At 71.5% G+C, this 17,610-nt stretch carries 18 protein-coding genes and 1 pseudogene; 10 read left to right on the plus strand and 9 right to left on the minus strand.

Translation table 11 applies throughout. The features are described 5' to 3' along the window. Positions 1–8: 8 nt before the first annotated feature. From FZN60_RS17980 to FZN60_RS17990, 3 genes are all read right to left on the minus strand, one after another. Positions 9–674 carry a precorrin-8X methylmutase gene (locus FZN60_RS17980; RefSeq protein ID WP_199266594.1) on the minus strand — a complete coding sequence of 222 codons (666 nt, stop codon included), beginning with the start codon at positions 672–674 and terminating at the stop codon, positions 9–11. A 1,252-nt stretch (positions 675–1,926) separates the two neighbouring features. Then, a complete protein-coding gene (locus FZN60_RS17985; RefSeq protein ID WP_158874875.1) occupies positions 1,927–3,216 on the minus strand; it encodes an NAD(P)/FAD-dependent oxidoreductase in 1,290 nt (429 codons plus the stop codon). Positions 3,217–3,226: 10 nt separating this feature from the next. Next, the gene (locus FZN60_RS17990; RefSeq protein ID WP_246726929.1) at positions 3,227–3,379 is read right to left on the minus strand and encodes a DUF3096 domain-containing protein; all 153 of its coding nucleotides are present in this window, start codon (positions 3,377–3,379) and stop codon (positions 3,227–3,229) included. A gap of 212 nt (positions 3,380–3,591) precedes the next feature. On the opposite strand from FZN60_RS17990, the gene folD reads away from it, so the two are divergent. After that, on the plus strand, positions 3,592–4,500 hold the full coding sequence (gene folD, locus FZN60_RS17995; protein ID WP_158874877.1) for a bifunctional methylenetetrahydrofolate dehydrogenase/methenyltetrahydrofolate cyclohydrolase FolD: 909 nt from the start codon (positions 3,592–3,594) through the stop codon (positions 4,498–4,500). A gap of 21 nt (positions 4,501–4,521) precedes the next feature. On the opposite strand, the gene dmeF is transcribed toward folD, so the two are convergent. The 4 genes from dmeF to hrcA form a co-directional block, all read right to left on the minus strand. Next, on the minus strand, positions 4,522–5,508 hold the full coding sequence (gene dmeF / locus FZN60_RS18000) for a CDF family Co(II)/Ni(II) efflux transporter DmeF (protein ID WP_158874878.1): 987 nt from the start codon (positions 5,506–5,508) through the stop codon (positions 4,522–4,524). Between the two features lie 5 nt (positions 5,509–5,513). Continuing rightward, positions 5,514–5,789 (minus strand): metal/formaldehyde-sensitive transcriptional repressor, encoded by a 276-nt coding sequence (locus tag FZN60_RS18005; RefSeq protein WP_158874879.1) that lies wholly within the window; start codon positions 5,787–5,789, stop codon positions 5,514–5,516. A 231-nt stretch (positions 5,790–6,020) separates the two neighbouring features. Continuing rightward, entirely contained in the window at positions 6,021–6,689 is a 669-nt protein-coding gene (gene grpE / locus FZN60_RS18010; RefSeq protein WP_158874880.1) for a nucleotide exchange factor GrpE, read from the minus strand. A 138-nt stretch (positions 6,690–6,827) separates the two neighbouring features. After that, entirely contained in the window at positions 6,828–7,928 is a 1,101-nt protein-coding gene (gene hrcA / locus FZN60_RS18015) for a heat-inducible transcriptional repressor HrcA (protein WP_246726930.1), read from the minus strand. A gap of 164 nt (positions 7,929–8,092) precedes the next feature. On the opposite strand from hrcA, the gene rph reads away from it, so the two are divergent. From rph to FZN60_RS28965, 9 genes and pseudogenes are all read left to right on the plus strand, one after another. Continuing rightward, positions 8,093–8,821, plus strand: a complete 729-nt coding sequence (gene rph / locus FZN60_RS18020; protein WP_158874882.1) for a ribonuclease PH — start codon at positions 8,093–8,095, stop codon at positions 8,819–8,821. After that, a complete protein-coding gene (gene rdgB / locus FZN60_RS18025) occupies positions 8,818–9,462 on the plus strand; it encodes an RdgB/HAM1 family non-canonical purine NTP pyrophosphatase (RefSeq protein ID WP_158874883.1) in 645 nt (214 codons plus the stop codon). Before rph ends, rdgB begins: the two co-directional genes overlap by 4 nt. Beyond that, positions 9,459–10,667: a radical SAM family heme chaperone HemW gene (gene hemW, locus FZN60_RS18030; protein ID WP_158874884.1), complete on the plus strand. Its 1,209-nt coding sequence runs from the start codon at positions 9,459–9,461 to the stop codon at positions 10,665–10,667. The genes rdgB and hemW overlap by 4 nt, the downstream gene beginning before the upstream one ends. 10 nt (positions 10,668–10,677) lie before the next feature. Then, complete coding sequence (gene rsmI, locus FZN60_RS18035) at positions 10,678–11,592, plus strand: 16S rRNA (cytidine(1402)-2'-O)-methyltransferase (protein WP_158874885.1); 915 nt, start codon at positions 10,678–10,680, stop codon at positions 11,590–11,592. 1 nt (position 11,593) lies between these two features. Then, positions 11,594–11,977, plus strand: a complete 384-nt coding sequence (locus FZN60_RS18040) for a YraN family protein (RefSeq protein WP_158874886.1) — start codon at positions 11,594–11,596, stop codon at positions 11,975–11,977. Between the two features lie 61 nt (positions 11,978–12,038). Continuing rightward, entirely contained in the window at positions 12,039–12,980 is a 942-nt protein-coding gene (gene gshB, locus FZN60_RS18045; RefSeq protein WP_158874887.1) for a glutathione synthase, read from the plus strand. A gap of 109 nt (positions 12,981–13,089) precedes the next feature. Then, entirely contained in the window at positions 13,090–13,686 is a 597-nt protein-coding gene (locus FZN60_RS18050) for an SH3 domain-containing protein (protein WP_158874888.1), read from the plus strand. A gap of 239 nt (positions 13,687–13,925) precedes the next feature. Then, positions 13,926–14,962, plus strand: a pseudogene (locus tag FZN60_RS18055) (YifB family Mg chelatase-like AAA ATPase); the annotation flags it as partial. Positions 14,963–15,007: 45 nt separating this feature from the next. After that, complete coding sequence (locus FZN60_RS28965) at positions 15,008–15,376, plus strand: magnesium chelatase subunit ChlI family protein (protein WP_246726948.1); 369 nt, start codon at positions 15,008–15,010, stop codon at positions 15,374–15,376. Here the strand turns inward: FZN60_RS28965 and FZN60_RS18060 are convergent. Continuing rightward, on the minus strand, positions 15,364–16,833 hold the full coding sequence (locus tag FZN60_RS18060) for a diguanylate cyclase domain-containing protein (RefSeq protein ID WP_158874889.1): 1,470 nt from the start codon (positions 16,831–16,833) through the stop codon (positions 15,364–15,366). The genes FZN60_RS28965 and FZN60_RS18060 overlap by 13 nt on opposite strands. A 92-nt stretch (positions 16,834–16,925) precedes the next feature. Beyond that, on the minus strand, positions 16,926–17,606 hold the full coding sequence (locus tag FZN60_RS18065) for a glutathione S-transferase (RefSeq protein WP_158874890.1): 681 nt from the start codon (positions 17,604–17,606) through the stop codon (positions 16,926–16,928). Between the last annotated feature and the right edge of the window lie 4 nt (positions 17,607–17,610).

The raw sequence follows: 17,610 nt of genomic DNA on the forward strand, positions 1-17,610 counted from the left end.
CTCGGCCTTCAGCCTTCGTCCGTCGCCGCGGACACGTCCGGCGCGGCGCCGTCCTCGTCGCGGGCCAGGGCGTTCACCGCGGCCGCGGCGAAGCTCGGCCCGCCGCGCCGGCCCCGAAGGGCCGCGAAGGGCACGCCGCGGCTGTCGCGCGCGAGCTCCGCCTTGGCCTCCGCCGCTCCCACGAAGCCGAAGGGGAAGGCGAGGATGAGCGCAGGACGCGGCGCCCCGCCGTCGAGGCGCTCCAGGAGACGGAACAGCGCGGTCGGAGCCTCGCCGATCGCGACGATCGCGCCCTCCAGCTGGTCGTTCCACAGGTCGACCTGCGCGGCGAAGCGCGTCGTCGCCTCGCGCTCGGCGATGCGGGCGACGCGCGGATCGGCGAGGCGGCACACGATGCGGTTGGCGTGCGGCAGGTCGCGCGAGGCGATGCCGTGCGCCACCATCTCGGTGTCGCAGAGGATCGAGGCGCCCCGGTCGAGCGCCGCGCGGCCGGCCGCGAGCGCCCCGTCGGACAAAACGAGGTCGGCGAGGATCTCGGGCGCCGCGCCCGCCTCGACGAGCCGCAGCGCGAAGTCGCGCGCCGATTCGGGCAGTTGCGACAGGTCGGCCTCGGCGAGCGCGAGGCGCCGGGTTTCGGCCTCGATCGCCGCCATGTCCTTGAGATAGGACGGCATGGCCGGGCCGATGGACAGGCCGGACGCCCCCGCCTCCGCCCCGCCGCCCATCTGGGCCGGCTGGCCGAGGCCGAGCGGATGGCCGAGCCCGACGATCCAGCCCTCCTCGCGCATGACCGCGTGTGCCTCGCGCTCGCTCATCCGGTCGTTGGGCACCGAGAGCAGCGTCGAGAAGCCGCCCTTGGCGTCGAGCCGGGCGAAGTGGAGCGCCAGCGTCTCGACCTGCGCCTCGTCGAGGCAGGACTTCTCGCCCCGCTCGATGCGGAACATCGAGGGATAGATTTCGGCGAGGACGATCGGCTTGTCCTCGAGCTTTTCCGAGAAGTCCGTCTCGAAGGGCCAGACGGCGAGGTGCTCGGCGAACTCCTCGTCGCGCCGCAGGCCTTCGAGGCGCGCCATTCCGGTCAGCGTCTGGCCGCCGACGCTGCCGGCATAGGTCAGCTTCCAGACCGGCTGGGCCGGCTGGGCGCGCTTCTCGCAGACCCGGAACTCGTCGAGCAGCGTGGGATAAGGCACCGGCTTCGTCGGCTGAAGGCCGGGAATGACCTGCGAGGTCGGACGCGCCCAGAACATCGGCGCGTCGGCCAGTTCCTCGCGGTTCATCCGTCCGGCGACCTCGAAGCGGTTGTTGAAGTTGTCGTCGCGATCGATGATCCGCTCGTGGATCACGCCCCAGAGCGCGCTCCAGTCGGGCGTTCCGGCGATGCGCTGGGCCGTGCCGGCGGGATAGCCGAAGGGGAAGTCGAAGCCGCAGAAGACGCGCTTGTTCTCGGCGACCGCCTCGCGCAGGAACCGGCGCAGCTCCGCCATGGCGGCCGAGCGCGTCGGCGGATTGATCGTCTCGACGATCCGCGCCTCGCCGTCGTCGCGCGCGGCGAAGGAGATCCAGATCGAGTCCTTGCCCGTCGTCGGCGTCGCCGCCGACGACCAGTCCACGATCGCGTAGCGATCGAAGGATGCCGTCATTACCGTCCTCGTCAGGGCGCCAGCTCCGGCGCGCGGCCGGAACGGTGGGAAGGGCCGGTCGCGGCGTTGCGCGCCCGTTTGGTCGGGATACGCTGCCCCCCGTTTGCGGTCAAATCCCGGCGGCAAGCTTAGGGTCTCGAACGGAACCTCGGGTCGGCCCGACGGGTCCTTTCGGCCGCGGCTTCGTCGCCGATGCTCGCCTACGCCCTGCACAGGCTCCGCTCGGCTCCTCGCCACGACGCAAAAACCTCGCCAGCCCTGCGCCCCGAGGTTCCGTTCGAGGCTCTTAGCCGTGCAGCTTCAGCGCGGGTCCCTTTGTCGGCGACAGCCAGTCGGCGAGGATGGCGACGGAGCCGCGCACCGGCCCGAGCACCGCCCACTGGTGCTGGCGCTGGAGCGCATCGTAGGCGGCGGCGGCGAAGTGGCCGTCGACCAGGATGTCGTCGCGCCGGCGGCGGCCGATCAGCCCGACCGAGCCGGCCCGGCCGAGCGAAACGAGGCTGCCCTTGTTGCTGAAGCGGAAGGGCGGCGCCTCGCGCGCCTCCAGCATCGCCGGCAGGTTCTGCGCGAGATAGGCGGCCTGCTGGCTGGCGCACTGGGCCGTCGGCGGCAGCGGCGCCTTCGCGCCCTCGGGCGTCAGGCTCGCCGCATCGCCGAGAACGAAGACGCGCGGATCGACGCTGGAGCGCAGGCGCTCGTCCACGAGGATGCGCCCGCGCTTGTCGAGCTCGAAGTCGGCGAGGTGTTCGAGCACGGGATGGCCGACGAGCCCGCCGGCCCAGACCACGATGTCGGCGGCGTGAACCGTGCCGTCCTTCGTCGTGACGTCGCGCTCGCCGACGCCGGCCACGCTCGCTCCCGTCCGCACGGCGATGTCGAGGCTCGCCAGACGCTCGGCGACGGCCTGGCGGAGCTCGGGCGCCGAGCCCGGCATCAGCTCGTCCGCACCCTCAAGGATGGTGATCCGCAGGTGGCGGCCGGCCCTGTGGCGCTCGTGCGGCTCGTAGAAGGCGCGCTCGGCGAGGCGCAGGTGCGCGGCGAGTTCGGTGCCCGTGGCGCCCGAGCCGACGATGACGATGTCGGCGGGAACCTCGGTCGTGCGCGCCCCGATCATGGCGGCGATGAAGCGCCCGCGAAACGCCTCGGCATCCTGGCGCGAATCGAGCCGCACGGCATGCTCGGCGACGCCCGGAATGCCGAAATCGGTGGTCACGCCGCCGAGGGCGACCACGCAGGCGTCGAAGTCGAGGTCGCGCGGTGTCGCCTGACGGCCGGCCGGACGCGGCGCCGGCGGGGCGACGCGCACGCGCCGCGCGCCGCGGTCGATCGATTCGACCCGCCCTTGCTCGAAGCGGAAGCCACGGAAGTCGCCGAGGACGTAGAAGCTGATCTCGGCGAGGCTCGAATTCACCGTGCCGGCGGCGAATTCGTGGAGGCGCGGCTTCCACAGGTGCGAGCTGACCTGGTCGACCAGCGTCACGTCGAAGCGGCCACCGGGCGCCAGCGCCGAGACGAGTTCGAGGCCGCCCGAGCCGCCGCCCAGGACGAGGATGCGCTTGCGCCCGCTGTCCGCCATGGCCCGCCCCTCAGTTCAAGGCCTGGAGGAGGTTCGGAAACAGCCCGACCAGCCCGACGAAGATGAGGTAGAGGGCGACGACGATGTTCAGGAGCCGCGGCATCACCAGGATCAGGATGCCGGCGATCAGGGCGACGATGGGCTGGATGACGATGACGTCCACGAACGGATCCCTTGTTTCTCGCGGCTCGGGCGCTCTCGCGGTCCGGCGACGCGGGCCGCGCGCTGCCATCGCCTGGTTGCGCAGCCATCTACGGCAGCACGGCCGCGCGCCAAGCGAGACGGGTTCGGGAGCCGCCGAAATCTTTGCTGCTCCCCGCGCCGTCTTCCTGTAATTCACGGCGCCAGGACGGCGACGAGCGCGAAGGAGACCCCATGACCGGGGCAGTGAGGATCGACGGCAAGGCGGCGGCGGCCGCGGTTCTCGGGCGGGTCGCCGAAGAAACCGCGCGGCTCGTGGCCGAGACGGGCGTCGTGCCGGGCCTGGCGGTGGTGATCGTCGGCGAGGATCCGGCGAGCCAGGTCTACGTCGCCTCCAAGGCCAAGCGCGCCGAGGAATGCGGCTTCCGCTCCTTCCGCCACGCTCTTTCCGCCGAGACGAGCGAAGCCGACCTCCTGGCGCTGGTGGCGCGCCTCAACGCCGACCCGGCCGTTCACGGCATCCTCGTCCAACTGCCGCTGCCCCGCCACATCTCCGACGCGGCCGTGATCCGCGCCATCGATCCGGACAAGGACGTCGACGGCTTCCATCCGGTGAATGTCGGGCGCCTCGCCGCCGGCCAGACGGCCGAGGCCTTCGTACCCTGCACGCCGGCCGGCGCGATGATCATGGTGCGCGACGTCCTCGGGTCCGACCTGTCGGGCCTGGAAGCGGTGGTGGTCGGGCGCTCCAACATCGTCGGCAAGCCGATGGCGCAGCTCCTGCTCGCGGCCAACGCGACGGTCACGATCGCCCATTCGCGCACGAAGGACCTTCCCGCCGTGTGCCGGCGCGCCGACGTGCTCGTCGCGGCGGTCGGGCGACCGGAGATGATCCGCGGCGACTGGATCAAGCCGGGTGCCGTCGTGATCGACGTCGGCATCAACCGCCTGCCGCCGGAACCCGGCAGCGAGAAAGGCAAGGGCCGGCTCGTCGGCGACGTCGCCTTCGACGAGGCGATGGCGGTGGCGCGGGCCGTCACGCCGGTGCCGGGCGGCGTCGGGCTGATGACGGTGGCGCTCCTGATGGCGAACACGCTGCGCTCGGCCGCGCGCGCCGCCGGCCGCGAGCCGCCGGCCTTCTGAGGCGCGGCCGCCCCTGCGCCGTCAGGCGGCGGCGCGGCACTCCACGGTGACGTGGGCGAGCTCGTGGACGGGCGCCAGACGCGCCCGCACCGCCTCGCAATCGAGGCCGGGTCCGGCGACGACGCTGACGATCGCCGCGTGCGCTTCCGGACCGACGCGCCAGACGTGGAGGTCGCACACCCTCGCATCGCCCGGCGCCTCGACGCTCTCGCGGATCTCGCCGACGAGGGCGGGATCGGTCCGGTCGAGGAGGACGCCCGCCGTGTCCTTCAGGAGCACGACCGACCAGCGCATGATCACCAGGGCGCCGACGATACCCATCACCGGATCGAGCCAGACCCATCCCGCGAACCGTCCGGCAAGAAGCGCGGCGATCGCGAAGACGGAGGTCAGCGCGTCGGCAAGGACATGCATGTAGGCGGCCCGCAGGTTGTTGTCGCCGCCGCCGCGAGCGTGGTCGTGATGGTGGTGATCATGGTCGTGTCCATGATCATGGTGGTGATGGGCGTGGCCGTGCCCATGCCCGCGGCCATGATCGTGGCCGTGGCCGAGCAGGACGGCGCTCGCGAGGTTCACGGCGAGGCCGATCACCGCGACCACGATCGCCTCGTCGAAGGCGACGCCGACGGGATCGAGAAGGCGCTGCACCGACTCGATGCCGATGCCGAGCGCGACGAGGCCGAGGATCACGGCGGACGCGAAGCCGGCGAGGTCGCCGACCTTGCCGGTCCCGAAGGAATAGCGCGGGTCGCCCGCATGGCGGCGCGCATAGGCGTAGGCGAAGGCCGCGATGCCGAGCGCTCCGGCATGGGTGCCCATGTGGAAGCCGTCGGCGAGGAGCGCCATCGATCCCGTGGCGTAGCCCGCCACGATCTCGGCCACCATCATCACCGCGGTGAGCGCGACGACGAGCAGCGTGCGGCGCGCGTTCCGGTCGTGCCCGCGGCCGAGGAAGTCGTGGCTGTGGGCGAAGCGCTCGGGCGACGGGAGCGAGGCGTGGTCGGTCATGGGCGTCAGCGTCCGTAGCGTTTGATGAGGGTGGCGATCTCGTCCGCGCCAGCGCGGCGCTCGGCGTCGGTGAGGCCGGGGCGCGCGACGTGCTCGATGAGATGCTCCTCGAGGATCTCTTCCATGAGCCCGGCCACCGCCCCGCGGACCGCGGCCACGAGGTGCAGCGTCTCGGCGCAGGGCGCCTCGGCCTCCAGGCTCCGCTCGACGGCGGCCACCTGCCCGGCGATGCGCCGAACGCGGGCGAGAAGCTTGTCGCGATCCTGGTGGGTGTGCGTCATAGGATACCCCCCTATCCTATCCGCGAGCATACAGGAAGAGGCACCTCGCTTCGCCCGCTTGCGGGAGAGGGTGGCGCGAAGCGTCGGGTGAGGGTGTCGGCCGCGCAAGCGGCCAGCAAAAAACGTCGCTCAGCGTCGCGTGCCTTCGGCAGCACCCTCATCCGCCTGCCGGCACCTTCTCCCGCCTGCGGGAGAAGGGAGCAGCTTCGATGCCGCAGGATCGGCCTCGCGTCAGCCGGCCTCACCGGCGCCCTGCTCGCCCGTCGGCGCGGTGGCCTTGGGACCGCCCTTGGCGACGCCGACCATGGCGGGCCGCAGCACGCGGTCGCCGATCGCGTAGCCGGCCTGGACGACCTGCACCACGGTGTTGTTGGGCACGTTCGGGTTCGGCACCTCGAACATGGCCTGGTGGAAGTTCGGGTCGAAGCGCTGGCCTTCCGGCTCGAGCTTCTTCACGCCGTGCTTCTCCATGGAGGCGAGAAGGCTGCGCTCGGTCATCTCGACGCCGTCGAGAAGGGCGTTGAGCCCGCCCTCGCCGTGCTCCTTGGCCTCGGCCGGCACCGCCTCGATGGCGCGGCGCAGGTTGTCGGCGACGGCCAGCATCTCGCGCGCGAAGCCGGTCACGGCGTAGGTGCGCGCGTCCTTGATCTCGCGCTCGGTGCGCCGGCGCAGGTTCTCCATGTCCGCGGCGAGCCGCAGCAGCCTGTCCTTGACGTCGGCGTTCTCGGCTTCCAGGGCCGCGATGCGCTCGGCATCGCCTCCCGCACTCGCCGCGGCCTCGTCCGGCGCGTTCGCCGCGAAGCCCGAGGGCGCCGCGCCCGTGTCCGCGCCGGCATCCTTCGCGGCCGCGCCCGCCGCCGTGTCCAGATCCTCGTCGCGCCCGTTCGTGTCGCTCGTCATGAAACCCTTCGATCCTTCAGAACGGCGGTCGCCCTGCGCTCCCGAGCCCCACCGCATCGTCGCGGCCGGGCCGGCCCGCGCCGCGGCCCGCCTCGATGTCTCGCATCGCGCCGGATATCGAGGGGGACGCCCTCGAAATCAAGCCTTTCTGGCCGCGGCGCCCTTGGACAGGATGCGAGAAACGATGCGCGCCGTATAATCCACCATGGGCACGATGCGCCGATAGTTCAGCCGCGTGGGACCGATGACGCCCAGGGCGCCGATGACGCTCGACCCGCCGGCGGCGTAGGGAGCGACGACCAGCGAGGAGCCGGACAGCGAGAAGAGCTTGTTCTCCGAGCCGATGAAGATCCGCACCCCGTTGCCCGTTTCGGCGAGGTCGAGGAGCTCGACGATGCCGTTCTTGGTCTCGAGGTCGTCGAACAGGAGGCGCAGGCGCTCAAGGTCCTCGGCGGCGGTGACGTTTTCGAGGAGGTTGGCGCGTCCCCGCACGATGAGCCGCGGCGGCTGGCCGGCGGCCGCGCCCGACCAGACCGCGAGCCCCTGCGTCACCAGCTCGCGCGAGAGCGCGTCGAGCGCGTCGGCGGTTTCCTGGTGGAGGGCGCGCACCTTGGCCTTGGCCTCGCTCAGCGTCGCGCCGGTGCCGTGGGCGTTGAGGAAGTTCGCGGCCTGCGTGAGCTGCGAGGCGGTGACGCCGGCGGGCAGGTCGATGACGCGGTTCTCGACCTCGTCGTTCGCCCCGACGAGGACGGCGAGCGCCTTGGTCGATTCCAGGCGGATGAACTCGATGTGCTTGAGCCGAAGGTCGGATTTGGAGGTGACGACGATCCCCGCCCCGCGCGACAGTCCGGACAGGAGCTGCGAGGCCTCGGTGAGAAGGTTCTCGAAGGGCCGGTCGTCGCCGGCGACCCGCACCTTCTCCTCGATCGCCTCGCGCTCCGAATGGCCGAGGTCGCCGACCTCCAGGAAGGCGTCGACGAAGAAGCGCAGCCCCAGCTCCGTCGGCACGCGCCCGGCGCTGACGTGCGGCGAATAGATGAGGCCGAGCGTTTCGAGGTCCGACATGACGTTGCGGACCGAGGCCGGCGAGAGCTGGGTGGACAGGAGGCGCGACAGCATGCGCGATCCCACCGGCTCGCCGGAATCGAGGTAGCTTTCGACGACGAGCCGGAAGATCTCGCGCGATCGCTCGTCGAGAAGGGCCGGCGGGTCTCGTCTGAAGGGTCGAAGGTCGTTCACGGCCGTTTGTCGCACATTCCGTTGCCGGACGATTCTGACGCAAACTATAGGAAGCGCAAGCATTTGCGCCAAGCGTCCGATCGCCGCCGGCACAATTCCTTTGCGCGTGCGCGGTGCCGCGGCTAGAAGCCGGTTCAAGCCATCGATCCGGAGCCCGATCCTTCATGCGCCCATCCAAGCGCCCGAGCGACGCCATGCGCGAGGTGTCCCTCACCCGCGGCGTATCCCGCCATGCGGAGGGCTCGTGCCTCGTCAAGTTCGGCGATACCCATGTCCTGTGCACGGCCTCGCTCGAAGAGCGCGTGCCCGGCTGGCTGAAGGGCTCGGGCAAGGGCTGGGTCACGGCCGAATACGGCATGCTGCCGCGCGCCACGCACGAGCGCATGCGCCGCGAGGCGGCGAGCGGCAAGCAGTCCGGCCGCACCCAGGAGATCCAGCGCCTCGTCGGGCGTTCCCTGCGCGCCGTCATCGACCTCCAGGCGCTCGGCGAGCGGCAGATCACCGTCGACTGCGACGTCGTCCAGGCCGACGGCGGCACCCGCACGGCGGCGATCACCGGCGGCTTCGTGGCGCTCGCCGACTGCCTCGCCTGGATGGAAGGGCGCGGCATGATCGACCGCCGCAAGGTGATCCGCGACCACGTCGCGGCGATCTCCTGCGGCATCCATAACGGCACGCCCGTTCTCGATCTCGACTATGTCGAGGACTCCGCCGCGGAGACCGACGCGAACTTCGTGATGACGGGCTCTGGCGGGATCGTCGAGATCCAGGGCACGGCGGAAGGCGCGCCCTTCAGCCAGGACGAGCTCCTGGCGCTGATGGCGCTGGCCAAGAAGGGCATCGGCGAGCTGGTCGAGCATCAGAAGCGGGTGCTGAGCGAGGCCGCCGCGTGACGCTCCGCCTCGACAAGTCGGTCCCGCTCCTCGTCGCCAGCCACAACGAGGGCAAGATCTGGGAGATCGAGGAGCTCCTCGCGCCCTTCGGCTTCAACGTCACCTCGGCCAAGGCCAAGGGCCTGATCGACCCCGAGGAGACCGGCACGACCTTCGAGGAAAACGCCGCGATCAAGGCGCTCGCCGCCATGGAAGCTTCGGGCCTGCCCTCGCTGTCGGACGATTCCGGACTGGTGGTCGACGCGCTGAACGGCGATCCCGGCATCTACACCGCTCGCTGGGCCGGCGAGCCGCGCGACTTCGCCCGCGCCATGAAGCGCGTCGAGGACGAGCTGCAGGCGGCCGGCGCCACCGCGCCGGACCAGCGCACCGCGCGCTTCGTCGCCGTCCTCTGCCTCGCCCTTCCGGGCGGCGAAACCCGCTTCTATCGCGGCGAGGTCGAGGGCACCGTCGTCTGGCCGCCGGTCGGAACGCTCGGCTTCGGCTACGACCCGATCTTCCTCCCCCAGGGATCGACCCGCACCTTCGGCGAGATGATGTCGGCCGAGAAGCACGCCTGGAAGCCCGGCCAGTCGGATGCGCGCTCGCACCGCGCCCGAGCCTTCCAGATCTTCGCCAACGACGTTCTCGGCGCTTCATGAGCCTTCTCGCGCCGGAGCGCGGCGCCGCCGGTTCGGTCCTGTCCTTCCCGCCCGTGCCGAGCGACCCCGGCTTCGGCGTCTACCTCCACTGGCCGTTCTGCGCGGCCAAATGCCCTTATTGCGACTTCAACAGCCATGTCCGGCGCGCGCCGGTCGACCAGGCCCGCTTCGCCGCCGCCTTCGAGCGCGAGATCGCCGAGAGCGCGCGGGACACGGCGGGCTTCACCGTCACCTCGATCTTTCTCGGCGGCGGCACGCCCTCGCTGATGGAGCCGGCTACCGTCGCCCGCCTCCTCGACGCGGTGTCCGCCAACTGGACGGTGACGGAGAACGCGGAAGTGACGCTGGAGGCGAACCCCTCCAGCGTCGAGGCGGATCGCTTCCGCGGCTACCGCGCGGCCGGCGTCAACCGCGTCTCGCTCGGCGTCCAGGCGCTGAACGACCCGGACCTGCGCCTTCTCGGCCGCCTCCACGACGTCGATACCGCGCTTCACGCGATCGGCCTCGCCCGCGAGATCTTCCCGCGCCTGTCCTTCGACCTGATCTATGCCCGGCCGAACCAGAGCGTCGAAGCCTGGGAGGCGGAGCTGTCGCGCGCCATCGATCTGGCCGCCGACCACCTCTCGCTCTACCAGCTGACCATCGAGGAGGGCACGCCCTTCTTCGCCCTGCGCAAGGCCGGCAAGCTGAAGGTGCCGGACGGCGAGCTCTCCGCCGACCTCTACGAGGCGACGCAGCAGCTGACGCGGGCCCGCGGCCTGCCGGCCTACGAGGTCTCGAACCACGCGGTGCCCGGTGCCGAGTCGCGCCACAACCTCACCTATTGGCGCTACGGCTACTATGCCGGCATCGGCCCCGGCGCGCACGGCCGCCTGCCCTCGCGCGACGGCGGCCGGCGGGCGGTGGCCAACGAGAAGCTGCCCGAGACCTGGCTGAAGATGGTCGAGTCCTGGGACCGCGGCTCGGTCGAGGACGAGTTGCTGTCGCGCGAGGAAGAGGCCGACGAGCTGATGCTGATGGGCCTGCGGCTGACCGAAGGCATCGACGTCGCCCGCTGGAGCCGCCTGTCGGGCCGGAGCATCGACGCGGACGTCGAGGCGGACCTCACCGCCCACGGCATGGTCGAGCGCGTCGGGCCGGGGCGCATCCGCGCGACGCCGGCCGGAATGCTCGTCCTCGACGCCGTCGTCGCCGACCTCGCCTGAGGACCCGGCGATGGAGGAGGCCGACGACACACCGGGCGAGGAGGCAGGCGCCCGCTTCACCATCCGCACCGCGACCTTCTCGGCCGTGAAGCCCGCGCCCGGCCTCTACCTCGTCGCGACCCCGATCGGGAACCTGTCCGACGTCACGCTGCGCGCCCTCGAAGTCATCGCCGCCGCCGACCGGCTTTATTGCGAGGACACGCGGGTGACCGCCAAGCTCCTCGCCAGATACGGCATCCGGCGCCGCTACGGGGCCTATCACGAGCATTCCGGCGAGGCCGCGACCGAGGCGCTCCTCGCCGAGCTGGAGGCCGGCCGCTCCGTCGCGCTCGTCTCCGACGCCGGCACCCCGCTCGTCTCCGATCCCGGCTTCCGGCTCGGGCGGGAAGCGGCCGCGCGCGGCATCGCCGTCGTGCCCGTCCCCGGCGCCTCGGCCCCGCTCGCCGCGCTCCTCGCCTCGGGGCTGCCCTCCGACAGCTTCTTCTTCGCCGGCTTTCCGCCGCAGAAGGAGGCCGCCCGCCGCACGCGGCTTCAGGCGCTTCTCCGCGTGCCCGGCACGCTCCTCTTCTTCGAGGCGCCGCACCGCATCGCCGAGAGCCTGTCGGACATGGCGGCCGTCTTCGGGAACCGGCCGGCCGCCGTCTGCCGCGAGCTGACCAAGGCCTATGAGACGATCTATCGGGGCACGCTTCCCGAGCTCGCCGCGCGCTTCGCGGCCGAGGAGAACGTGCGCGGCGAAATCGTCGTCTGCGTCGGCCCGCCCCCGCAGGAGGAGGCGGCCTCCGAGGCCGATGCCGACGCGATCCTGAAGGGGCTGCTCGCCGAGATGAAGCCCGCCAAGGCCGCGCAGGAAGCCGCCCGCCTCACCGGCCTGCCCCGCCGCGACCTTTACGCCCGCGCGCTGAGCCTGAAGGGCGAAGCGTGAGATGAGGCGCCCCGCCGCGACCGACCCGGCGGCCAGGCGCCGGCATCTGGACCGCGGCGAACGAGGCGAATGGTGGGCGGCGCTGTCCTTGCGCCTCAAGGGCTACCGCATCCTCGCCCGGCGCTTCCGCACCAAGGGCGGCGAGATCGACATCGTCGCACGCCGCGGCGACACGATCGCCATCGTCGAGGTCAAGGCGCGCCCGACCCTCGAACAGGCCATGGAGGCCGTCGGCCCGGCCGCGCAGGCGCGCATCGAATCCGCCGCCGACGCTTGGCTCCGCCGCCGGCCCGATCACGCCCGCCTGTCGCTCCGCTTCGACATCGTCGCCGTTCTTCCCCGGCGCTGGCCGATCCACGTGGTGGATGCCTGGCGCGGGCGGTGAGTGGACAGGGACGCCCCGGCATGGCACGGCGGGGCGAGATTTCCCTCCCGGAGCGCTTCCCATGAGCCTCAACGTCGCGGTCCAGATGGACCATGTCTCGACCATCACCATCAAGGGCGACTCGACCTTCGCGCTCTGCCTGGAAGCGCAGGCGCGCGGTCACACGCTGTTCCACTACACGCCCGAGCGCCTGTCGCTGCGCGACAACCGCGTGACCGCCTGGGTCGAGACGATGGAGCTGACCGAGGAGCAGGGCCGGCACTTCACGCTCGGGCCCCAGGAGCGGGTCGACCTGTCGACCATGGACGTGGTGCTGCTGCGCCAGGACCCGCCCTTCGACATGAACTACATCACCTCGACGCACCTCCTGGAGCGCATCCACCCCAAGACCCTCGTCGTCAACGACCCGGCGGCGGTGCGGAACGCCCCCGAGAAGATCTTCGTCACCGAGTTCCCGGACCTCATGCCGGACACGCTGATCACCAAGGACCCGCGCGAGGTGGCGGCGTTCCGCGCCGAGTTCGGCGAGATCGTCATGAAGCCGCTCTACGGCAACGGCGGAGCCGGCGTCTTCCACATCACCAAGGAGGACCGCAACATGTCGGCCTTCCTGGAAACCTTCGCGCTCCTGTTCCGCGAGCCCTTCGTGGTGCAGCGCTACCTCAAGGACGTGCGCAAGGGCGACAAGCGCATCATCCTCGTCGACGGCGAATATGCCGGCGCGATCAACCGCGTGCCGTCCGACACGGATGCCCGCTCCAACATGCATGTCGGCGGGCGGGCCGAGGCGACCGAGCTGACGGCCCGCGAGCGCGAGATCTGCGAGCGCATCGGGCCGTATCTCAAGGAACGCGGCCTGATCTTCGTCGGCATCGACGTGATCGGCGACTATCTCACCGAGATCAACGTGACCTCGCCGACGGGCATTCGCGAGGTCAAGCGCTTCGGCGGCGCCGACATCGCGGCGCTCGTCTGGGATGCGATCGAGACGCGGCGGGGCTGATCCAGCTGAACGGCGGATGAACGCGGCATTCCGAATCCGTTCGGGAACCATCGGCTCTACTGCGCGTCACCGGAGCCGGGACATATCGGCTTCCAAGAGGACGTGGCCCATGCGCAAGACGCTGCTTTCCATCCTCGCCGCCGCCGCGGCGACACTCGCCCTGCCCGCCGCGGCGAACGCCGCGACGGCCATCGCCACCACCAACGTCAACCTTCGCGCCGGCCCCTCCACCGCCTATCCCGCGGTGGACGTGGTGCCCGCCGGAGACGACGTGCGGATCTTCGGCTGCCTGTCCAACCGCGCCTGGTGCGACGTCGGCTATCGCGGCTATCGCGGCTGGATGTCGTCGAACTACCTCGCCTATGTCCGCGACAGCCGCCGCTACACGGGCCCGCGCGTCGTGGAGATCGTGCGCGCGCCGACGATCTCCTTCTCGATCGGCAGCTATTGGGACCGCAACTACCGCGACCGGCCGTTCTATCGCGACCGCGACCGGTTCGACCGCGATTTCGACGGTCCGCCGCGCCGCCGCGACCGCGACGACTGGGACCGCCCGCGCCGCGGCGACTGGGCGCGCGAAGACGTCCATCGCCGCGCCCGGCAGGAGTTCAACCGCGACCTCGACGCCCGCCTGCGCGACATCGACGAGGGCTACGACGACGACTACCGCCCGCGCCGCGGCGGCGGAGGCTACGACCGCTACTGAGCGGACACGGGAAAAGGCGAAGGAAGGGGCGGAGCGTTCCGCCCCTTTTTCGTTCGCGCCTCGTTCTTGTTCGGCGGCTCGCCTTGAGATAGCGTTTTCACGCGCGGAACGTGCATGGCACGAGTGGTCGCCGCGCGAGGGGCGGCGGGTCGCGTATGGTCGCACGGGTCAGAACGGTGGCATTCCAGGGCGTCGAGGCCGTGCCGGTCGACGTCCAGGTGATGATCGCGCCGGGCAAGATGGGCATCAACATCGTCGGGCTCGCCGACAAGGCGGTGACGGAAAGCCGCGAGCGCGTCCAGGCCGCGCTCCACGCCTCGGGCCTGTCGATGCCCCCCAAGCGCGTGACGGTGAACCTCGCCCCCGCGGATCTCCCCAAGGAAGGGTCGCACTACGACCTGCCGATCGCGCTCGGGCTGATGGCGGCGCTCGGCGCCGTGCCGCCGGACGCGCTCGCCGGCTTCTGCGTCCTCGGCGAATTGTCGCTCGACGGGACCATCGCGCCCGTCGCGGGCGTCCTGCCCGCGGCGATGGCGGCGGGCTCCGACGGGCTCGGCCTGATCTGCCCCGCCGCCTGTGGCCCGGAGGCGGCCTGGGCGGGCAAGGATCTGGACATCCTCGCGCCGCGCTCGCTGATCCAGATCGCCAACCACTTCCGCGGCACGCAGGTCCTGTCGCGCCCCGAGCCGGCGATCCGCGAAGCGGACGGCACGCTGCCCGACATGGCGGAGATCCGCGGGCAGGCCTCGGCACGCCGGGCGCTGGAGATCGCCGCGGCGGGATCGCACAACCTCCTGATGGTCGGCCCGCCGGGATCGGGCAAGTCGATGCTGGCGAGCCGCCTGCCCTCGATCCTGCCCGCGCTCTCGCCGCGCGAGCTCCTGGACGTCTCGATCATCGCCTCGATCGCGGGCACGCTCGCCGGCGGCAAGCTCACCGATCGGCGCCCGTTTCGGGCGCCGCACCATTCCGCCTCCATGGCGGCGATGGTGGGCGGGGCGCGCGGGCGCGGCCGGGCGAGGTCTCGCTCAGCCATCGCGGCGTCCTGTTCCTCGACGAACTGCCGGAGTTCGCGCCGGCCGTCCTCGATTCGCTGCGCCAGCCGCTGGAGGCGGGAACGAGCGTCATCGCCCGCGCCAACCATCGCGTCACCTACCCCGCCCGCTTCCAGCTCGTCGCGGCGATGAACCCCTGTCGCTGCGGCATGGCGGGCGAGCCGGGTCAGGCCTGCGCGCGCGGGCCCCGCTGCGCGAGCGACTACCAGGCGCGCGTGTCGGGTCCCTTTCTCGACCGGATCGACCTGCGCGTCGACGTGCCGGCCGTGACCGCGGCCGACCTCATCCGGCCCGGCGCGGCGGAGGATTCGGCGAGCGTCCGGGCGCGCGTCGTAGCCGCCCGCGCGCTTCAGGCCGAACGGCACGCGGCGCTGGGCCTGCCGCCGGATACGGCCAACGCCCACCTCTCGCCCACCCAGGTCGAAAGCCTCGCCCGTCCCGACGCCGCGGGCCAGCGCCTCCTGGCCGAGGCCGCGGAAAAGGCGCGCTTCTCGGCCCGCGCCTATCATCGCATCCTGAAGGTCGCGCGAACGCTCGCCGACCTCGAGGGCGGAGGCGCCGTGCGCGCCGCCCACCTCGCGGAAGCCATCGCGTTGCGCGCGTCGGCCGAGGGGCGGCTCGGTCAGCCGGCCTGAGCCGAGCTGTCGGCGCCGTAGGTCCGCGCCGCGCCGCGACCGCCGGCCTTGGCCGCGTAGAGCGCCGTGTCGGCCCGGCGCATCAGCTCGCTGCGGTCCGTCACCGACTCGTCGAGCCAGGCGATGCCGACGGTGCCGGACACGGCGATCGTCTGCTCGCCGTGGGTGACGGTGTGGCGCAGGTCCGCCAGGAGCTGCTCGACCAGCGCGTCGAGATTTCCGCAGTCCTCCGGCGTCGAGGCGACGACGACGAACTCGTCGCCGCCGAGCCGCGCGACGAAGCAGCCGGACAGGTAGGGCGCCTTGAGCCGCGCCCCGACGCTGCGCAGGAGATCGTCGCCGACCAGATGGCCGCAGCGGTCGTTGACCGACTTGAAGCCGTCGAGGTCGATCAGGAGAAGCGCCAGCGGCGAGCCCGCCGCGCGCGCCCGGCGCATCGCCTCGTCGAGGGCGCGGTTGCAGGCGGCGCGGTTCGGGATCTGCGTCAGGTCGTCGGTGCTCGCCACGCGGCGCAGCGATTGTTCCAGCCCGTGGCGCGCCGTGACGTCCTGGAACACGCCGATGATCGAGTGGTCGCCGGCTTCCGGGTTGCCTTCCGGCTCGCCGAGGCTGCGCACGCGCCGCCGGTTGCCCTTGGCGGTGACGAAGTCGATCTCGATGTCGAAGGGCTCGCCCGCGTCGAGGGCCCGTGCCACCGCCGCCTCGACGAGGACGCGGTCCTCCGGCGGGTAGTGACCCAGCGCCGCGTCGATGTCCGGCAGCTCGCCCGCGGGCAGTTCGTGGATGGCGTAGACCCCTTCCGACCAGTGGGTGATCCCCTCCTGCGCCGAAACGCGCCAGGAGCCCATGTTGCCCATGCGCTCCGCCTGCCGGAACTGGCGCTGCTCGCGCTGCAGCTGACGCAGCGCGTGCCGCCGCTCCTCGGCGAGGAGCTCGGCCTGCATGGCGCTGGCGCGCGCGTCGATCAGCGCCTCGGCGATGCGGGCGATGTCCTTGAGCGCGGCCCGGTCCTCGTCGCCGAAGCGGTGCGGCCTGTGGTCGAGGAGGCAGAGCGTGCCGATGGCGACCGGTGACGGGCCGACAAACAGCGCCCGCGCGTGGAGCGGAACGCCGGCATAGAAGCGGACATGCGGCGCGCCCGTGACGAAAACGCTTGAGGCGAAGACCGGATGGGCGGCAAGGTCCTCCACGACGAGGAGGTCGTCGGCCGCCAGGACATGGGCGCAGAAGGACTGTTCGAGCGGCAGGTCCGTGATCGCCAGGCCGCAGCTCGCCTTCACCCACTGGCGATGGGCGTCCATCAGCGAGTACATGGCGATCCCGACGCCGAAGCTGCGCTTGGCGAGTTCGGTCAGGACGACGAACTCGCGCTCGGCGTCCGCGTCGAGGAGCCCGAGGGCGTCGAGCGCTCGGGTCCGGCGACCGGAATCGGACGAGGTCGGAGGCATGGCTTCCATGCTTTGCCTCTAGCTGCGAATGATTAAGCTCGCCCCCAACACCGGGAACGGGCAGTTTTTCGCCGAAAGGGTGCAGGCGTCGACGGCGTCCGTCAGGCCGTCCGCAGATCGGCCGTCACCCGGCCGAAGCGCGTCAGCTCCGCCTCGTGCGGCTGGTCCCGGAAGGGTTCGGCGAGGGCATCGGCGTACCATTCGCGCATGGGGCCGAGATCGAGGATGCGGGCGACGTACATCGCCGGCCGTTCCGGCAGAGCGAGGCCGTAGGTCTGGACCCGGAAGGCGACGGGCGCGAACATCGCGTCGACGGCCGTGAAGGTCCGGCCGGCGATGAACGGTCCGCCGAAGCGCGACAGGCCGTCGCTCCAGATCTCGGCCACGCGCGCCACGTCGCGCCCGAGGCTGTCCGGCACGTTCGTCAGCGAGACGCGAACGCCGCAGTTCATCGTGCAGACGTCGCGCAGCACGGCGAAGCCGGAATGCATCTCGGCCGCGGCCGAGCGCGCGAAGGCGCGCGCTTCGCGATCGGCCGGCCAGGCGGCGGGAACCTCCTCGGCGAGGTATTCGGCGATGGCGAGCGAGTCCCAGACCGTGGTCTCTCCGTCCTTCAGCGTCGGCATCTTGGCCGAAGGCGAGAAGGCGCGGAAGCGCTCGTGATTGTCGGTCCCGAAGGAGAACAGCCGCTCGGTGAAGGGGATGTCCAGCATCCGCATCAGCACCCAGGGCCGCAGCGACCAGGAGGAATAGTTCTTGTTGGCGATGAAGAGCTCGCGCATGCGA

The sequence above is a fragment of the Antarcticirhabdus aurantiaca genome (assembly GCF_009765365.1).
GTDB classification, from domain to species: Bacteria; Pseudomonadota; Alphaproteobacteria; order Rhizobiales; family Rhizobiaceae; genus Antarcticirhabdus; species Antarcticirhabdus aurantiaca.